At 70.3% G+C, this 15,977-nt stretch carries 14 protein-coding genes and 7 pseudogenes; 15 read left to right on the top strand and 6 right to left on the bottom strand.

Annotated elements, in window-relative coordinates:
* The first annotated feature begins 178 nt into the window (after positions 1–178).
* Both GL259_RS38390 and GL259_RS38385 read left to right on the top strand, forming a co-directional pair.
* Positions 179–1,195: a helix-turn-helix transcriptional regulator gene (locus GL259_RS38390; protein WP_243762212.1), complete on the top strand. Its 1,017-nt coding sequence runs from the start codon at positions 179–181 to the stop codon at positions 1,193–1,195.
* A complete protein-coding gene (locus tag GL259_RS38385) occupies positions 1,167–2,696 on the top strand; it encodes a WD40 repeat domain-containing protein (protein ID WP_243762211.1) in 1,530 nt (509 codons plus the stop codon). Before GL259_RS38390 ends, GL259_RS38385 begins: the two co-directional genes overlap by 29 nt.
* Here the strand turns inward: GL259_RS38385 and GL259_RS02365 are convergent.
* A pseudogene (locus GL259_RS02365) lies at positions 2,689–3,069 on the bottom strand (transposase); the annotation flags it as partial. The gene GL259_RS38385 and the pseudogene GL259_RS02365 sit on opposite strands and share 8 nt — an antisense overlap.
* A gap of 5 nt (positions 3,070–3,074) precedes the next feature.
* Between GL259_RS02365 and GL259_RS02360 the strand changes: the two are divergent.
* The 11 genes and pseudogenes from GL259_RS02360 to GL259_RS02320 all read left to right on the top strand — a co-directional run.
* Positions 3,075–3,302 (top strand): annotated as a pseudogene (locus GL259_RS02360) (ATP-binding protein); the annotation flags it as partial.
* Positions 3,303–3,405: 103 nt separating this feature from the next.
* Complete coding sequence (locus tag GL259_RS02355; RefSeq protein WP_159528751.1) at positions 3,406–3,609, top strand: hypothetical protein; 204 nt, start codon at positions 3,406–3,408, stop codon at positions 3,607–3,609.
* Between the two features lie 650 nt (positions 3,610–4,259).
* Positions 4,260–4,556, top strand: coding sequence for a hypothetical protein (locus tag GL259_RS02350; RefSeq protein ID WP_159528749.1), 297 nt, complete (start codon positions 4,260–4,262; stop codon positions 4,554–4,556).
* Between the two features lie 61 nt (positions 4,557–4,617).
* Complete coding sequence (locus tag GL259_RS02345; RefSeq protein WP_159528747.1) at positions 4,618–4,821, top strand: cold-shock protein; 204 nt, start codon at positions 4,618–4,620, stop codon at positions 4,819–4,821.
* Between the two features lie 348 nt (positions 4,822–5,169).
* Complete coding sequence (locus GL259_RS38380) at positions 5,170–5,367, top strand: relaxase domain-containing protein (RefSeq protein WP_243762210.1); 198 nt, start codon at positions 5,170–5,172, stop codon at positions 5,365–5,367.
* Positions 5,367–5,513, top strand: a complete 147-nt coding sequence (locus GL259_RS38375) for a hypothetical protein (RefSeq protein WP_243762209.1) — start codon at positions 5,367–5,369, stop codon at positions 5,511–5,513. Before GL259_RS38380 ends, GL259_RS38375 begins: the two co-directional genes overlap by 1 nt.
* Positions 5,510–6,466, top strand: coding sequence for a hypothetical protein (locus GL259_RS02340; RefSeq protein WP_243762208.1), 957 nt, complete (start codon positions 5,510–5,512; stop codon positions 6,464–6,466). Before GL259_RS38375 ends, GL259_RS02340 begins: the two co-directional genes overlap by 4 nt.
* A gap of 351 nt (positions 6,467–6,817) precedes the next feature.
* Positions 6,818–7,387, top strand: a complete 570-nt coding sequence (locus GL259_RS02335) for a hypothetical protein (RefSeq protein ID WP_159528745.1) — start codon at positions 6,818–6,820, stop codon at positions 7,385–7,387.
* Positions 7,388–7,543: 156 nt separating this feature from the next.
* Positions 7,544–8,002, top strand: coding sequence for a DUF4383 domain-containing protein (locus GL259_RS02330; protein ID WP_159528743.1), 459 nt, complete (start codon positions 7,544–7,546; stop codon positions 8,000–8,002).
* A 75-nt stretch (positions 8,003–8,077) separates the two neighbouring features.
* Positions 8,078–8,770: pseudogene (locus GL259_RS02325) on the top strand (NADP-dependent oxidoreductase); the annotation flags it as partial.
* A 36-nt stretch (positions 8,771–8,806) separates the two neighbouring features.
* Positions 8,807–9,286, top strand: a complete 480-nt coding sequence (locus GL259_RS02320) for a MarR family transcriptional regulator (protein WP_159528741.1) — start codon at positions 8,807–8,809, stop codon at positions 9,284–9,286.
* A gap of 651 nt (positions 9,287–9,937) precedes the next feature.
* On the opposite strand, the gene GL259_RS02315 is transcribed toward GL259_RS02320, so the two are convergent.
* A complete protein-coding gene (locus GL259_RS02315; RefSeq protein WP_159528739.1) occupies positions 9,938–10,699 on the bottom strand; it encodes an isocitrate lyase/phosphoenolpyruvate mutase family protein in 762 nt (253 codons plus the stop codon).
* Positions 10,700–11,385: 686 nt separating this feature from the next.
* Complete coding sequence (locus GL259_RS02310; RefSeq protein WP_208026406.1) at positions 11,386–11,733, bottom strand: transposase; 348 nt, start codon at positions 11,731–11,733, stop codon at positions 11,386–11,388.
* A 272-nt stretch (positions 11,734–12,005) separates the two neighbouring features.
* Between GL259_RS02310 and GL259_RS38370 the strand changes: the two are divergent.
* A pseudogene (locus tag GL259_RS38370) lies at positions 12,006–12,140 on the top strand (endonuclease); the annotation flags it as partial.
* Between the two features lie 13 nt (positions 12,141–12,153).
* Here the strand turns inward: GL259_RS38370 and GL259_RS02305 are convergent.
* Both GL259_RS02305 and GL259_RS02300 read right to left on the bottom strand, forming a co-directional pair.
* Positions 12,154–13,047: pseudogene (locus tag GL259_RS02305) on the bottom strand (CU044_5270 family protein); the annotation flags it as partial.
* Positions 13,048–13,114: 67 nt separating this feature from the next.
* Positions 13,115–13,746 (bottom strand): annotated as a pseudogene (locus GL259_RS02300) (RNA polymerase sigma factor).
* A 139-nt stretch (positions 13,747–13,885) separates the two neighbouring features.
* Here GL259_RS02300 and GL259_RS02295 point away from each other — a divergent pair.
* A pseudogene (locus GL259_RS02295) lies at positions 13,886–14,932 on the top strand (IS701 family transposase); the annotation flags it as partial.
* A 534-nt stretch (positions 14,933–15,466) separates the two neighbouring features.
* Here the strand turns inward: GL259_RS02295 and GL259_RS02285 are convergent.
* Complete coding sequence (locus GL259_RS02285; RefSeq protein ID WP_159528735.1) at positions 15,467–15,958, bottom strand: MarR family winged helix-turn-helix transcriptional regulator; 492 nt, start codon at positions 15,956–15,958, stop codon at positions 15,467–15,469.
* Positions 15,959–15,977 lie beyond the last annotated feature (19 nt).

The following is a 15,977-nucleotide window of genomic DNA, read 5'->3' as shown; positions in this document are numbered from 1 at the left end:
CAGAGGCAGGCGCATTGTTTGGCAGCGCAAGTCAGACGGCCAAACAATGGCCGGACGCGATCTTTCCGGGCTCGCGGTGGGGTCCGTAGCGTGGCTGGTCGGTCCAGTGCCGGGCAGCTGACGGAGGTGGAGCCGTGGCGGGTCGTCGCGAGGTGCCCATAGATCCGGGGCGGGGCCGGTGCAGCGGTTCGCATTCGAGCTGCGCAAGCTGCGTACCGAGGCGGGCGGGATCACCTATCGGGTGCTGGCGCAGAAGGCCGGTTATTCGATCACGACGCTGTCGCAGGCAGCGGGCGGTGAGGAACTGCCGACGCTGCCGGTGGCCCTCGCTTATGCCGCTGCGTGCGGGGGTGATGTGGTGGAGTGGGAGGCCCGGTGGAAGCAAGCCGTGGACGAGGCCGCCACCTCGAGAACGGAGGAAGACGGGGATCGAGCTAAGTCGCCGTATAAGGGGTTGGCACGGTTCGAGACTGGGGACCGCAGTCTCTTCTTTGGACGCGACCAGCTCACCGCCGACCTGCTCGACCTACTACGCCGCCGGCGGTTCGCGGCCGTGTTCGGCCCGTCCGGCAGCGGTAAGTCCTCCCTGCTACGCGCTGGTCCTGTCCCTGCTCTCCAGCACGCCCAGGAGCCGGGCCTGCGTCCGGCCGCCATCCGCATCCTCACCCCTGGCCCGCGCCCCACCCGTACCCACGCCCGCGTGCTCGATCCCGCAGACACCGGACCAGGAAGTCCGGACGCGGACACGTTCGTGATCGTCGACCAATTCGAAGGAATCTTCACGCTCTGCCACGATGGGGCCGGGCGTGCCCGCTTCCTCGACCTGCTCCTGGCCGCCCAGCGGCCGGAGAGCCGGTTACGGGTTCTCATCGCGGTGCGCGCTGACTTCTACGGCCGCTGCGCCGAACACCGTGACCTGGCCGACGCGCTGCGCGACGCTAACTTGCTGGTCGGCCCGATGCGCCCGGCTGAGCTACGAGCGATCATCGTCAAACCGGCCGCGGCCGAAGGCTTGACCGTGGAACGTGCCTTGACCTCACGTCTTGTCGAGGAAGTCGCCGACGCCCCCGGCGGGCTGCCCCTGCTCTCACATGTGCTGATGGAGACCTGGCGCCGCCGCCGAGGCAAGACCATGACCCTGGTCGGCTACGAAGGCGCCGGGGGGCATGGAAGGCGCCGTCGCCAAGACCGCTGAGGACGCCTACCGTCAGTTCACTCAAGCCCAGGCTGTAGTGGCCCGCCGACTGTTACTACGGATGGTCGCCCCCGGCGAGGGCACTCCCGACACCCGTCGACCCGCCGACCGGGGAGAACTTGAGTCCCACGGTCGGCAGGAGACCGCTGATGTGTTGGAGGCTCTGACCCGGGCGCGGCTGCTCACGCTCGACGGGGACACCGTCGAGCTTGCCCACGAGGCCCTGCTGACTGCCTGGCCCCGGCTGCGTGGCTGGATCGAGCAGGACCGCGAACACCTGCGTGTCCACCGGAAGCTGACCGAGGCGGCCCGGGCATGGGAGGAACTCGGTTGCGATGTGGGAGCTCTGTACCGGGGAAGTAGGCTGGCAACAGCCCTGGAACACTTCGGCAGCAGCCCCCGCGAGGACCTCACCGCACTCGAGCATGATTTCCTCACCGCCAGCACGACCGCACGTGATCAGGAAGAACGCGCAGCGGCGCTCATCACCCGGCGCCTGCGCAGGCTCAGTGCCGCCCTGTCCGTCCTGCTCGGTCCCGCCCTTACCGCGAGTTTGATCGCATGGCACCAGAGCCGGAACAGTGACCAGCAACGGCAGGCCGCCGATTCTGCTCGGAAGGTCGCCCTTTCCCGTCAGCTGACCGCGCAGTCCGCCGCCCTCATCGGCACGAACTCGGACCTCGCCTCATTGCTGGCCATCCACGCTTATCGCACCAGCCCCACTTCCCCGGCAATGGAGAGTCTCCACACCGCCGCTACCGTGCCTCTGCGGAACCGGCTCACCGTCCACCGCGATGCTGTGGTCTCGGTGGTGTTCAGTCCGGACGGCCGCACCCTGGCCACCGGCAGCGATCGTGGGGCGGAGTTATGGGACGCTGCTACCGGCCGCTTCCGCAGAAGCGTCGGCAAACGAACCGACGTAGTGGTCTCGGTGGCGTTCAGCCCCGACGGCCGCACCCTGGCCACCGGCAGCGACAGCTCGGTACGTCTGTGGGACGTGGCCAGCGGAAGCACGCTGGCCACGCTCGCCGGGCACACCGACACCGTGTACTCGGCGGCCTTCAGCCCTGACGGCCGCACCCTGGCCACCGGCAGCCTCGACCGGACCGCACGTTTGTGGGATACGGCGAACGGCTCAAGCGAGGCCATCCTCTCCGGCCCTCTGAGAGAGGTGTTCTCGATGGCGTTCGCTCCGCGTGGCCGTACTCTGGCCACCGCCAGCGACCGCCGTGGGGTGGACCTGTGGGATACGGAGAACAGACGCATCCGCAGCAGAGTCTCAAGGGGTTCTGAAGAGGCGGATGTGGTGACGTTCAGTCCGGACGGGCGCACGCTGGCCACCGCCCGCTACAACCGTCAACAAGATCTGCCGCGCCGTCCGCCGCGACCTCACCGCGCAGGAACGCACGATCTACCTGCCGGACCAGCCACAAAATCTCGCGTGTCAGGACTGAGCCAGAACCTTCGCGACGGCATTGATGTCCCTGTGGATGTCAGGTAGCGGTTGCGGCATGTGCGCGGCTGGCTGCGGGGCTCGGAGTGGCGGGGAGCCGGTGGATCTCCCGTGCGATGTAGCGTTTGAGGCAGCGGATGACTTCTCGGCGCGTCTTGCCCTCGGCAAGGCGTCGCTGCAGGTGGTTCCGGGTGCGGTCGTCCCAGCGCAGGCGGCTGAGGACGACCCGGTGGAGGGCGGCGTTGGCCTGGCGGTCGCCGCCGCGGTTGAGTCTGCGGTTGAGTCTGCGGCGCTGGGTCCTGCCGGAGGACGCTTCGACCGGGCTGGTGGCGCACAAGGCAGCGAAAGATGCCTCGCTGGTGAGGCGGTCAGGGTTGTCACCTGTGGCGATGAGCAGGGCTGCGGCGCTGTCCGGGCCGACGCCGCGTACTGCGCATCACCGGCGACCTGGTGGAGGTGGGGGTGTGGGATTCGGATCCGGTGCTGCCGGTGGCCCGGGCGGCGGACGCGGGCCGGGTCGGTCAGCACGGCCTGGAGATCGTCATGGCCGTCTGCCAGATTTTCGAAGCGCGGCGCGAGCCGGTCGGCAAGCGCATCACCGCCGGCATCGCCCTCCTGGACGACCCCGGCGGCATCCCCTCGGGACGCCCCCTGCGTGAATGCTCCAACAACAGGCACAGCACTTTCACACCCGCATCCTGTCGCCGGACCGAGCAGGGGCACCCGTTGGCGGGTCGCCGGCCGTGAAGGGGGATGGGTGATCCTGGTCGCGTGCCGGCTCTCGCCGGTCATGGCCGTACTGCTGTACACCATGAGCCGCATCGAGGAATGGCTCGCCCGCACCGCCCAGCCACCCCGCCACGCCCGCCGCAGGCACCCGCACCTGATCCCCGGCGGCAGGCAGGAGGCAGGCTCGCGCCGCACGAACCACCGGCGGCACCGGCGGCTCGACGCGGCCTGACCACAAGCGCGGCCATGACGGCAGCCATGGGCCCGGCCGGGTGGCCCCCGGCCCCGACCGTGATCGGTCAGCGCACCGGGGTCGTGTCCGGATTGTCGCCGAGGGTCGGCCCCGCCCGCCACGGCAGGCCGTCTTCTGGCCGTGGATGACCCAGCTCCAGCCGGCCGGCGCCTGACCGGGATGCCGCCCACAGGCCCTGTCGGGGCAACCGCTCGTGGCCCCGTCCATGCCGGTCCCGCATGCAGCAATCCCGGGCGGGGCGAGGGCAGAATCGCCGGCGACGGGTGCGACACTTGCGTCGTCCGGTGCCCTGCAACCGGATGGGCCGCACCCGCGGCTCCGCGACGCCCGCATCCCCCGCGCGGGCCGTCGCGCGCGGGGCGGGCATGCATCCCCCCCCTGTCGCCTGCCCGCCCCGCGCCCCACCGCCCGGCGCCCAGCGGCCGCGAACCCAGGAAAGCGGTCGGACACGTACAAGAGCACCCTGAAGCAGCGGGTGCCAGTGGTCTCCCCACGAGTACCGGAGGCACGAGGATCCGGCAGGACCAGCTTTTGAACCTCCGCTCCGTCTGGGAACCCGTCGCCTTCCTGCTCACGGATGGTGTGAGTGCTTCGTTGACGGCGTGCTGCCAGCTGCGCGGGACGCTGCCGTGTTCACGGACCAGCTGTGTGGTGAGCCCGCAGCCGTGTCCGCCGACCTGAACCTTCTGATCGGGCTGCGCTGCCTTCTGGTCGAGGACGGCCGACTTCTGGTCACCGGCCTTCAGCACCAGCCCGCGAGCATGCTGCGCCTGATCGAGACCGACACGCTGCTGACCCTCGACGCCACACGGGCCGCTCGACCACGCGCAACCCACCTCGTTCAGGGCTGTACTGGGGCCGGTCTGCTATCGCCAGGTGTAACTCCGGGCGTTTCTCCTTCCCAGCGCCCGGTTGGTCCGCGATGATCCAGCTTGCGGCCGCGTGGCACGGTGTTGCGCCGCCCGATCGTTGACGAAGGAGACCGACATGGCCACCGGCACGGTGAAGTGGTTCAACGCGGAAAAAGGCTTCGGCTTCATCGAGCAGGACGGCGGCGGGCCTGACGTGTTCGTCCACTACTCGGCCATCGCCGGCAGCGGCTACCGGGAGCTGCAGGAGGGCCAGAAGGTCCGCTTCGACATCACGCAGGGACAGAGGGGACCGCAGGCCGAGAACGTCACGGCGGCCTGAGCGATGACACCGGCTCGTGCCTGGCCGCCAGTCTGTGGTCGGCCTCGGTGAGCGTCTATGAGCTGTTCGGGGAACCGGTGGTGCGGTGCTGGCGCGCCGTGGCCGGCCGACAATCGGACATGCCGCACAATGATCACCCGGGCGGGCGGAGCGATAGGGCCGACCCTCCGACGGCGCCTGTGCAACCCGCACGTCTTGTGCAGCCTGCGGGATTGCCCGCCCACCTGCACAGCTCCGCCGGTGCAGCCGCACCGTGCCCGTGCGCCGCGTGCGCGGACATGAACCAATGATCCGCACACGCCCGGGACCCCGGTCGTGGAGACCCGGTGGTCCTCGGGTCGTGGGCGTGTGAAGACGCCGGCCTTGGTCGTCACGGCGTTCCGGCACTTCGACAACCGGGAGGGCTTTTCGCTCCTGCATGACCACTGCCTGGTCCTGAACCGCGTGCAGTGCGGGGGCGACGATGGTGAGCCGGTGTGGGGTGCTCTGGACGCCCACCGCCTCTGCCGGCACGTCGTGGCGGCCGGGACGCTCTACACCTCGTGATGACGGAGGTGTGTGAGGAGCTGGGGTCGGCGACGGTGCCCCGGGAGGTGACGCAGGGCCTGCGTCCGGTGATGGGAACAGCCGGTGTCGACTCCGACCTCATCGACTGGTCGTCGATCCGCGTCAGCGGGGCGAGGACGTTTTGAAGGGCCTCACTTACAAGTACGCGCACAAGCATGGGCGGCTGCCCGGCGAGCGCGCCCGCCAGAGCCTGGCCTGGTGGGCGGCGCAGGAGACCTGCCTCGAGAAGAAGACCCCGCGCGCGTTGGAGCAGCTGCTCGCATGGTGGCGTGCGTCCGCTCTTCGGAAGTTCGGCAAGCAGGTGGTCGACGGTCTCCTTCAGCGCTGCCGCGCAGTGGGTGTGGCGATCCGGTTCAAGGTGAGCCCGCTGGGGGACACCGCGTTCGCCGCCGGCGACGTCGCCGAGGCCGTCTTCACTGTGCGCGACACCTTCGCCCGCCGCCACGTCCTGGCCGAAGCCCGCCGACACCTGCTGGAGATTCTGCGCGGCCAGGAATTCACGCGCGGCCTGGGCGACTACATCGCAGGCCGCGCCCTGTCCCACCACTCCCGCCAGCTCACCGTTCCCCAGCCCGGCCGCGAGAGCCCGGCCTTCGACCAGCTGACCTACATCGCTGGCTTCGTCTGGCCCGGCTGTTGGCGGATCGCCGGTGCCGGCGGCAAGCCGCCGCGGGCCGTCACCCGCTACGAGCGGGCCAAGATCGCTAGCATCACCGCGTGGAACGCGATCCGCGCTGCCCGCACCACCGGTGCGCGGGACGACACCCCGATCACGACCGCGCCCACCGACCACCACGACCGGGCCGCCGAGGCGTCGCACGATGTCGACCATCCCGGGCGGGACGCCGCGCTCACCCAGACGCAACGGGCCGCCGCCGTCCATGCCCACCAGCAGGCCGTGATGCCGCAGGAATATCTGGAGGGCCATATGACCGACCCGGTGACGTGGATGCGCACACCGGCCCGGCCTGGAGCGGCTCACCGCCGTCCCCGCGCAGCCGACGCCCGTCGCCGCACCACTGAGGACCGGGAGCTCCCGGCCCCGGCCGCCGACCCGCGCCGCCAGGAGCACGAGTAGCGGCACCCGCAGCCCGGCCCCGGCCAGGACGTCCAGCCGTGACGGCCGGGAGTCATCCGGTGGGACGGATGACGAGAGGACCGTGCCAGGCGCCGGGACGCGACCGGCCGCCGCCCGGCCTCGGGGCCACCCGGTAGCAGGGAGGATGCGGGAGACCGTTCCCCCTCGTCGAGCGCGGAGGATTGATGGTTGCCCCGATCCGCATGAAGCCCGCAGGATTGCCTGATCGTCGTCGGATTGGCACCCATTTGGCCTGCCGTGATGGCGCGGTATGTGGAGTTCGGTGAGGGTGAGTGGGGGTCGCCCTCTACATCGGCCGAGTCCTCCGAACCGTCGCGAAGGAGCTTCGCTATGTCGGAACGCAATACCGCCATCCGCAGTCTGCACGATCTTGGTCTGGCCGCGTGGTTCGGGGGATCGCTGATGGGGGCGATCGGTCTCAACGGTGCGGCTCGGGACGAAGGTGGCACGGAGGCGACCGGAGACCGGATCTCTTCGGCTGGCTGGGCGAAGTGGGCGCCGGTCAATGCCGCCGCGATCGGTGCGCACCTGTTCGGCGGTGGCGGGCTGCTCGCCGTGAACGCGCACCGTGTCGCCACCCAGCAGGGCGTGGCCGCCTCCACCACGGCCAAGACCGTGGTCACCGCGGTGGCCCTGGCCGCCACCGCCTACGCCCGCGTCCTGGGCAAGAAGGTCGAGCTCGCCTCCTCCACCGACCCCGCCGACGTCGAGAAGGCGGCCAAGCACCCGATCGACCTCGACAAAGCACGGCGGCAGCTGGCCACCGCACAGTGGGCGGTGCCGGCCCTGACCGGATGCCTCGTGGTGCTCAACGCCCTGCACGGCGAGCAGCAGCGCCCCGTCGAGCAGATGCCCGGCATGTGGGAGCGGGCTCGCTCCGCGACCCATCTGATGGCCTGATGCCGTCTTGCGAGGCGGATCGGACGCGACCGCAGGCCGTGGCTGGTGCGCGCATGGTGCTGCTGTGACATGTCTGGTGGCGACTGGGGGCACTCGGAAAAGGCTATGGCGGACTGAGCCGCCGAGTTCGCCGACAGGCCCGATCAGGGAGATGTCATGTCCACACATGCACGTGCCGCCCGCACTGCCCGCACACCGGTCCAGCAGGCCGCCCTGGTCGTAGGAGTGGTCTTCCTCCTGGTCGGTGTCCTCGGCTTCATCCCGGGCATCACCACGAACTACGACACCATGAAGTTCGCCGCGCACCACTCCGAGGCCAAGCTGCTGGGCATCTTCCAGGTGTCCATCCTGCACAATCTCGTACATCTGGCCTTCGGTGTCGCCGGAGTGGCACTCGCGCGCACCGCTGCGAAGGCGCGCCTGTACCTTCTGGCCGGCGGCGCCATCTACCTGGTCCTGTGGCTGTACGGGATGATCATCGACCACGACAGCGCCGCGAACTTCGTCCCCCTGAACACCGCCGACAACTGGCTCCACCTCGTGCTCGGCCTCGGGATGATCGCACTGGGAGCCCTGCTCACCCGCAAGTCCGCCCCGGCACGAACTGCTGGCTGACCAGCGCAGTGATCACCCCAGTTCGGCTGCAAGGCTTGACCGCTCGGCGGTGATGTCGCGCGGCCCATGCCACACGGTGAGGGCGTCGAGCACCTGAAGGTGGGGGACGAGGTGCTGGGCTGGTCCGACACCGGCTCCTACGCGCAGTACGCCCTGGCGTCCGCGGCCGTCCTCGCGCCCAGGCCGGCCGGTCTGGACTGGAAGCACGCCGTCGCCCTGCCGGTGGCCGGTGACGGCGCCGAACGGGTCCTGGACCTGCTGGGCGTCGCCTCCGGCGAGACGCTGCTGATCCATGGCGCGTCCGGCGCGCTCGGCACCATCGCCGTTCAGCTGGCCGTCGCCCGCGGCGCCCGCGTCATCGGCACCGCCGGACCGGCCAACCAGGAGTACGTCGCCTCGCTCGGCGCGACCGCGCTGGTGTACGGGGACAACCTGGTCGAGCGGGTCCGTGAAGTCGCCCCCGAAGGGGTGGACGCCGTCTTCGACGCCGCCGGCAAGGGCGCGCTGGAGGACTCCGTCACCCTGCGCGGCGGCACCGACCGGATCGTCACCACCGCCGACTTCCGCGCCGCCGAACTGGGCATCGTCTTCGCCGAGGGCCCCCAGCGCCGCTCCGCCGCCCGCCTCGCCGAACTCGCCCGGCAGGCCGCGGACGGCACACTGGTCACCACGATCAGCGCCACCTACCCGCTCGCCGAAGCGGCCAGGGCCCAGCAGGCCAGCGACGCGGGCCACAACCGAGGCAAGATCGTCCTCACCGTCAACTGATCCGTCACCCACTCTCCGTGTGACGAGGGAGCAGCAATGTCAGACACCATCTCACCGGAGCTGCCGGACGCGGCGGGCGAGGGGCCGTTGAGCTACGCCATCTTCCAGCTCGCCCGCGCCCACCGCGGCCATGCCGCCGCCATGCTGCGCGCCATGAATCTGCACCCGGGGCAGGAACTGCTGCTGATGCAGCTCTTCGACCACGATGGCCTGACCCAGGCGGAACTGCTGGAGCGGGTCGGCCTCGACCACTCCACCGTCTCCAAGTCCCTGCGGCGCATGCAGGAAGCAGGGCTGCTCACCCGGGAGCCCGCTCCCCACGACCGGCGGGTCATGGTGGTCCGCCTCACCGATGCCGGCCGTGCCCTGAAGGAGCCCATCGCCGGCATGTGGCGCTCCCTCGAGCAGGTCTCCGTACGCGACCTGACCCCTGATCAGGTCGAAGTGTTCACCACGTGTGCGCGCATCATCGAGAAGGCGGTCAGGGACCGCAGCCGGCAGTCCCCGGTCGAGTGAGCAGGGACGGGCAGGCGTTTCCCCTCACGGGCCACCGTCTCCTGCCCTGCCCTGCCCGGGGCGAGGGCGCCTTCCCAGGGGGCCTCGCCGTCCCGGGGCTGCGAGCCCTCTAGGCAGGTCCGTCCGCCGCGCACCCGTGGTACGCGGTCGGCATGTACCGGTCTCCCGCTGGTGCCGGCCCCGCGTCGGAGGCACACGAGGACCCGCCGCCCGCACGCGTCCCGGTCACTGAGCACAGGGCCGGTTCGCCGACGCTCCCCGTTCTCCGGGCGGCGGGCAACCGGCCGGCCCAACGGCTCGTCACCCGGCGGCCGTGAGCACGACCTCGCCCTGGACGCGCCCCCGGACCGCACGTTCGCGCCCCGCCCGGCCCGGGCGCGACCGCCGCGCACGCGGGCCCGGTCGCACGCCTCTCCACCACGGGCCGGACACGCCCCGGCTGCCGTCCCGGCGCAAGATCCCCGGCACCCGGGCCCATGGCACAACCACACCACACCGCACCGAAGGCCGGGCGGCCGCTGTCGTCCGTCGAGGCCGGCAACGGCGGCCCGGGAAGCCCCGTTCGGTGCGAGCGAATCCCGCAAGTGCGCGCGTCACCCCGGCCGTGAGGTGACGGACGCAGGCGGCCGGCCCCGTCGCCCGGTCAACTCCTCAGTGCGCCCACGGCTTGAGCATGTCCTTCATCGTGTCCGCCATGGCGAATTGCAGCAGCGGGCCGTAGGTGATCCGGCCCACGCCGAGACGGCGGAAGCGCTCAAGATCGTGCCTGACGGGATGGGCCGTGGAGTTCACGGGAACGGTGACGGCGCCGGTCACCGCCGCGAGCAGGTCGTCGTCGTCCTGGATACCCACCGGGTAGAGACTGTCGGCGCCGGCCTCCTCCAGGGCCCGCAGTCGTTCGATCGCCTCGTCGAGGACGCCGGAAGCGTCCTGCGCGTGCATGAAGAGGTCGGTGCGCCCGTTCACCCAGACCGGGACGCCCGCGTCGTCGGCCGCCGTGCGCAGGCCGGCGACGTAGCTCGCGTGCTCCTGCGTGCTGCGCACACGGCCACCGTCCGAGTGGACGGTGTCCTCGATGTTGAGACCGACGCCGCCGGCCTCGATGAGCCCGGCGACGAGATCCGCGGGCTTCTGCCCGTACCCGGCCTCCAGGTCCACGGACACGGGGACGTCGACCGCCGCGATGATCGGCCTGACGGCGGCGAGCACCTCCTCGAAGGTCTGTCCTTCGTGGTCGTCGGCCCCCCGGGAGTCGGCGAGGGGATGGCTGCCTACCGTCAGGGCGGGGAACCCGGCGGCGACGGCCGTGCGCGCGGACCAGACGTCCCAGACGGTCGGCAGTACGAGCGGCTTGTACTGGGCGTGCAGCTGCTTGAGGCGTTGAGCGCGCTCAACGGTGGTGTGAGAGTCCATGCCGGGGACGCTACCCCGGGATCGCCGAGGACAACGTGCTGACAGGCGTTGCCCGGTGACGGGAAGACGAACTCCCGGTTCCCCTCCGGGCCGGGGTGCCCGACCGGCCGTCGGCACGGAGCGGCGATCCGCTTCCGGACGATCGCACCAGTCATCTTGCGCCGGTCCCGACGGCGTTCCTGACAGGGTGACGGCACGCCGATCAGGAGGGGCGATGCCGCGCAGGCGCCCGAAGGCCGTCCGTGCCCGGACGGTGGCGGCCTCGCAGACACCTTGTGGTGCCGGCGGATCCGGGGCGTTTCCGCGAGGACTCGTGCGGCCGTCCACCGCGTCGAGGACGAGCGGCTGCGGCCCGGCGCAGTCGCTGACGCGCTCGTCCTACGGGGGCGTTCGGGCGACCCGGCAGCCATCCGAACGCCTCCCGGGTCAGGCAGCCCGGACTGGGGGCGGAGTGTGCCTGCCGCGGACCCGCCGACCTGGGGCGGGGTGGGGCACTACCGCTCTGGCTGCGTAGGTGAGAGGCAAGAGCGGACGTCGGTGGGTTCCGGCAGCGACTGACGCTGGGCTGGTGCTGGAATGTTGCCGAGTTCTGAGAGCCCCCTGCTCCGTGTCGGGTGCGTCAGGTCCAGAACGGGTGCAGTGCCGAAACGTTCGATCGATAGCGTCTCGTCTCGACGGTGCGGTGGTCAGTGGTCTGACGAGGTGGGGAGGCTATGAGCGATGACGTCCTGTCGATCATTCCGAGTGATCCGCAGTGGCAGCCGGACCACGATGCGGTCGACCACGTCGTCGCGCTCGCCGTCCTTCTGCCAGCGCCGCCAGTAGTGGTAGACCGTCTGCCACGGCGGTAGGTCATGCGGCAGGAGTCTCCAGGCACAGCCGGCCCGCAGCCAGTACGCCAACGCGTTGAGGATCTCCCGCCGCGCGTGCTTCGCCGGTCGCCCACCAGGCTTGACCGCCGGAATCAGCGGACAGAGGATCTCCCACTCCTGATCGGACAGATCCGTTGAGTAACGGGTACGCAGCCCGCACACCCCAGCCCCCGAAAGTGCGTCACCACCCCGCTACTAGGGACTTGCCCGCTGACAGGCTTTTCAGACGCCCTTTAGCACAGAGATCGGCGGTCGTGGGGCGGTTCGGGCAAGCCCGCTGAACGGGCTCGTGGCGTGGCTACGTTCACCGCGTGCCGGTGGAATTCCTGACTGACGAGCAGGCCGTTATCTGGACCTCTCGCGTTCTCTTGCCGTGCTGAGCTGGGGCTCTTTGTCCCTGACAGCGTCAGCGACATGCCGTTCCAACCTCGGACCGCCGTATCGACGTGGCGCTCGCGACGCCGGGCGGCGAGGTCCTCGGCTGCGGCATCCCCACTGACCTCCCGGAGGCAAACCTCAGGGCCGCCGGCGACCATCTGCCGGTGCCAGCGGCCCTGCGGGTCCCGGCCGCGGGACAGCGGCCTACGGGCGCTGCTTCACCCGGTCGACGATCCCCCAGTCCACTACGTGCGACAGCTGGATGTACTTCTTCTTCCCAGAAGCCGAGATCCGCTCGTCGCGGAAGCCCAGGAATTCATACGACGCCGGGTCGAAGATCAGGTACTTGCCTTCGTAGGACCCGCGCTCGGTATGGGCGATCCCCACCCCGGTCCGCCCGGCGGAGTCCTTCACTCCCGGGATCGTCTTGACGCCGGGCACAAGGGCCAGCGCCTCGTACGCCGCAGGACGCAGTCCCTGGGGCAGCACCGGGTTCTTCAGGAGTTCGCCGAGCAGCCAGTAGGCCTCGAACCGGTTGAGCTTGTCGAGATCGCTGATCGACCGGTCGTCGGACCCGCCGAGGGAGATGATGGCCGAGATGAGCTTCTCCGGGTCTTGGGGCAGCTTCTTCAGCTCGCTCCACTTCCGGGGTGGCCACACCCCGCCGCCCTTCCCCGCGGGCTCCTCCCACATCTCGCGGCCCAGTTCCATGGTCAAGGAGGGCTTGGAGACGTCCACCGAGTCCCACATCTCATCTGTGTAGGTCTTGACCTTGCCGGTCTTCTGCTCCGTCTCCTTGATGATCCGCTTCGAGTAGATGAACTGGTCGTCGCGCGGCGCCACCGGCTCCTTCTCCTGCTCGCGCTCCCACGCCGCCGCCCCGTTCAGCACCGTCGCGGCGGCGTTCTCCACCCGCGGGGTGCTCGTGTCCGGTGCGCCGCCCTCGCCGGAGCCGTCCGTGCCGAGCAGCACCGCCGTCCCCGTAACCGCCGTGGCGACCACCGCGGCCGCCGCGATGCGCAGTGCATGGCGGCGACTGGGGCCGGTGCCGGTGCGCTGGTCCGCGTGGGCCATCGCGTTGAGCAGCTGGTGCCGGGCCCGGTCCCGGGCCGGCCCGGTGAGCGGGGTCGCGTCCGCGTCCCACTCCCTCAAGAGTTCGAGTTCGTCATTCATGGTCGGATACCTCTCGCAGTGCCGTCGGGTCGGATCCGCCCAATGCTTCGCGCAGCTTGCTGCGAGCCCGGTGCAGCCGTGATCTGACCGTGCCCACGGGGATACCGAGGGCCTGGGCCGCCTCCCCGTAGCTGAGATCCCCCAGGCCACCAGCAGCAGCACGTCCCGGTGCCGAGCGGGCAGCGCGGCCAGCGCCGCCGCCAACTCGCGGCGTACGGCCCGCGCCACCACTCGGTCCGCAGCCCGGTCGGCCAGCGGCTCGTCGTGGTCGGCGAGGGCCGGGACCCGGGCCATGGCCTTGAACCGGCGGGCCTCAGCCCGCCGATGCCGGCCGACCAAGTTGGTCGCTATGCCAAACAGCCAGGGCCGGGCGTCGGCGCCCGCGCCGCGGGCCGGGTCGTAGCGATGCCGCTGCTGGAATGCGGTGGTGAAGGTCTCCGCCACAAGGTCATCAGCGACCTCGCCGCCGAGACGGCGGGCCGCATAGCGGTGCACGGCGTCGGCGTGCCGGTCGAAGAGCGCGGCGAACGCCTCGGGCTCGTCCCGGGACCGCGCTATCACTGAGGCGTCGCTCTCCGCATCGGCACGCGCGGTGCCGATGCCGACGCCTGGTCCGACGGTCATCGGGGCTCCTCTCGTCCAAGGGACGATGCTCGAACACTTGGGCTTTCACCTGCCCTTCGCCCATCGCGCAGAAGCGGTTCCCTTAGTACTGCAACGGTGTTTGTCGTGACTGTTGGCCAGTTCGGTCGTTGGTGTGGTCATGGGTGGGGACCTTGCTGATGTCAGGGCGTGGGCGAGTGAACGCGAGGCGGTGCATGAGCGGTTCGTGCACCGGTTCAACCGTGAGGAGCCGCGGCAATCTGCTCTGGCGTACATGCGGGGGCTGATCGCGCCGCTGGAGCGGAAGAACGGCTGGACGCTTGCGGAAGAGGCCGGGCATGCGGGTCCCGACCGCATTCAGCGGCTGTTGAACCGGATCGCGTGGGACGCCGACGAGGTCCTGGACGATGTGCGCGACTAGGTCGTGGAACACCTCGGAGATCCGGATGCCGTCCTGATCGTCGATGACACCGGGTTCCTGAAGAAGGGGGTGCGGTCGGCCGGCGTCCAGCGGCAGTACTCCGGCACCGCCGGGCGCACCGAGAACAGCCAGATCGGCGTGTTCCTCGCCTACGCCACCAGCCGCGGACGCACCCTGATCGACCGCAGGTTGTATCTGCCCACCTCCTGGACGGACGACCGGGACCGCTGCCGTCGGGCGGGCATCGACGACAGCATCGCCTTCGCCACGAAGGTGGCGATGGCCAAGGCGATGGTCCGCCGGGCCATCGCCGGGAAGGTCCCGTTCGGCTGGGTGAGGGCGGACGCCGCCTACGGCTTCTCCAAGGGCCGGCGCTCCGAGCTCGAGCAGGTGGACGTCTTCCGCGTCATGGCCACCACCCGGCACGACACCGTCGTCACCCGCTGGGCACTCGACCACCCCGTCCACGACCTGTTCCCTGGCCTGCCGCGGCAGAAGTGGAAGCGCCGTTCCTGCGGGCAGGGAGCGCACGGCCGGCGGGTCTTCGACTGGGCCCGCGTCGAAGTGCGGCCCCGGCGCCGTGAGGACCGCTGGCACTGGGTGCTGGCCCGCCGCAGCGTCAGCCGCCCGGACGAGATCTCCCACTACATCGCCTACTGCCCGGCCGACACGACCCTGGATCAGCTGATCCGCATCGCCGGCAGCCGCTGGGCGGTCGAGGAATGCCTCCAGACCGCCAAGCAGGAGTGCGGCCTGGACGACTACCGGGTCCGCCGCTACCCCGGGAACGCGGATACGTTCGAGCAGGATGCGTGCGCAGGTGCTGTCGCGGCGCCGGCCCGGTGTGACGAGGAGGGCCGGAGGGCGGCCCTTGCCCTCGCAGGCGGGATGGGCCTTCGTGGTCAGTCCGCCCCGGGATCGGCCGAGGGTGTGATCGTCCGGTTCGTCCGGCCGGCGGATCCCCCTTTTCGGCCGGTGGCGGTGGCGTGCCGGTGGGCGCGGACGATGGTGGAGTCGATCTGCACCAGCCAGTCGATGTCCCCGGCCGAGTCGGCCCGGGCCTGGATCTGCTGCAGGGCCCGGGTGAACACGCCGTCCAGGGCGTAGCGGCTGAAGCGGGTGAGACCGTCTGCCACGGTCCGTAGCGTTCCGGCAGGTCACGCCAGGAGATCCCGGTGCGGATCTTGTAGACCATCCCGTTGATGACCTGCCGGTCTGACACCCGCGGCCGGCCCGTCGCGGCCCGCGGTATCAGCGGAGCGAGCAACTCCCACTCCTGATCGGTGAGTTCATGGCGACGTACCACGACACCATGATCCATCATCTGGTGATCTTTGAAGACCGATCTTGGGGGCCATCGGCGATCTTCTCTGCGATGCGGCCGAGTGCCGCGAGTTCACCGGGGTCGAGCCGGTCGACAAAGTGCCGTCGTACGGAGGCGAGGTGGGTCGGGGCTGCTTCCCGGAGCGTGTCCCACCCCGTCTCGGTGAGGACTAGGAGGCAGCCCCTTCCGTCGGCGGGGTCCGGTGCGCGCCGGATGAGGTCGCGCGCCTCCATGCGGGTGGCGTGTCGGGACAGGCGGCTGCGCGACCACCCCATCTTGGCGGCCTGCTCGCGTAGCGTACTGGTGCCGTCGGTGCGTTCGGACAAGGTGCTGAGCACCTCGTAGTCAGGCTCGGACAGCCCGTGTGCGGCGAGGTCCTGCACGGTGCGCGTCTGCACCGCGATCACCATGCGACGGTACGCCCGCCAGGCCCGCTCCTCGTCGGCCGTGAGCCAGCGGACCGGGGAATCAGCCTTGTTCGTTGACATGTAATCAATCTACCGGCTA

Origin of the sequence: Streptomyces sp. Tu 3180, from assembly GCF_009852415.1 — a bacterium.
GTDB lineage: Bacteria > Actinomycetota > Actinomycetes > Streptomycetales > Streptomycetaceae > Streptomyces.
This window is presented reverse-complemented; position numbering and strand designations above follow the sequence as displayed.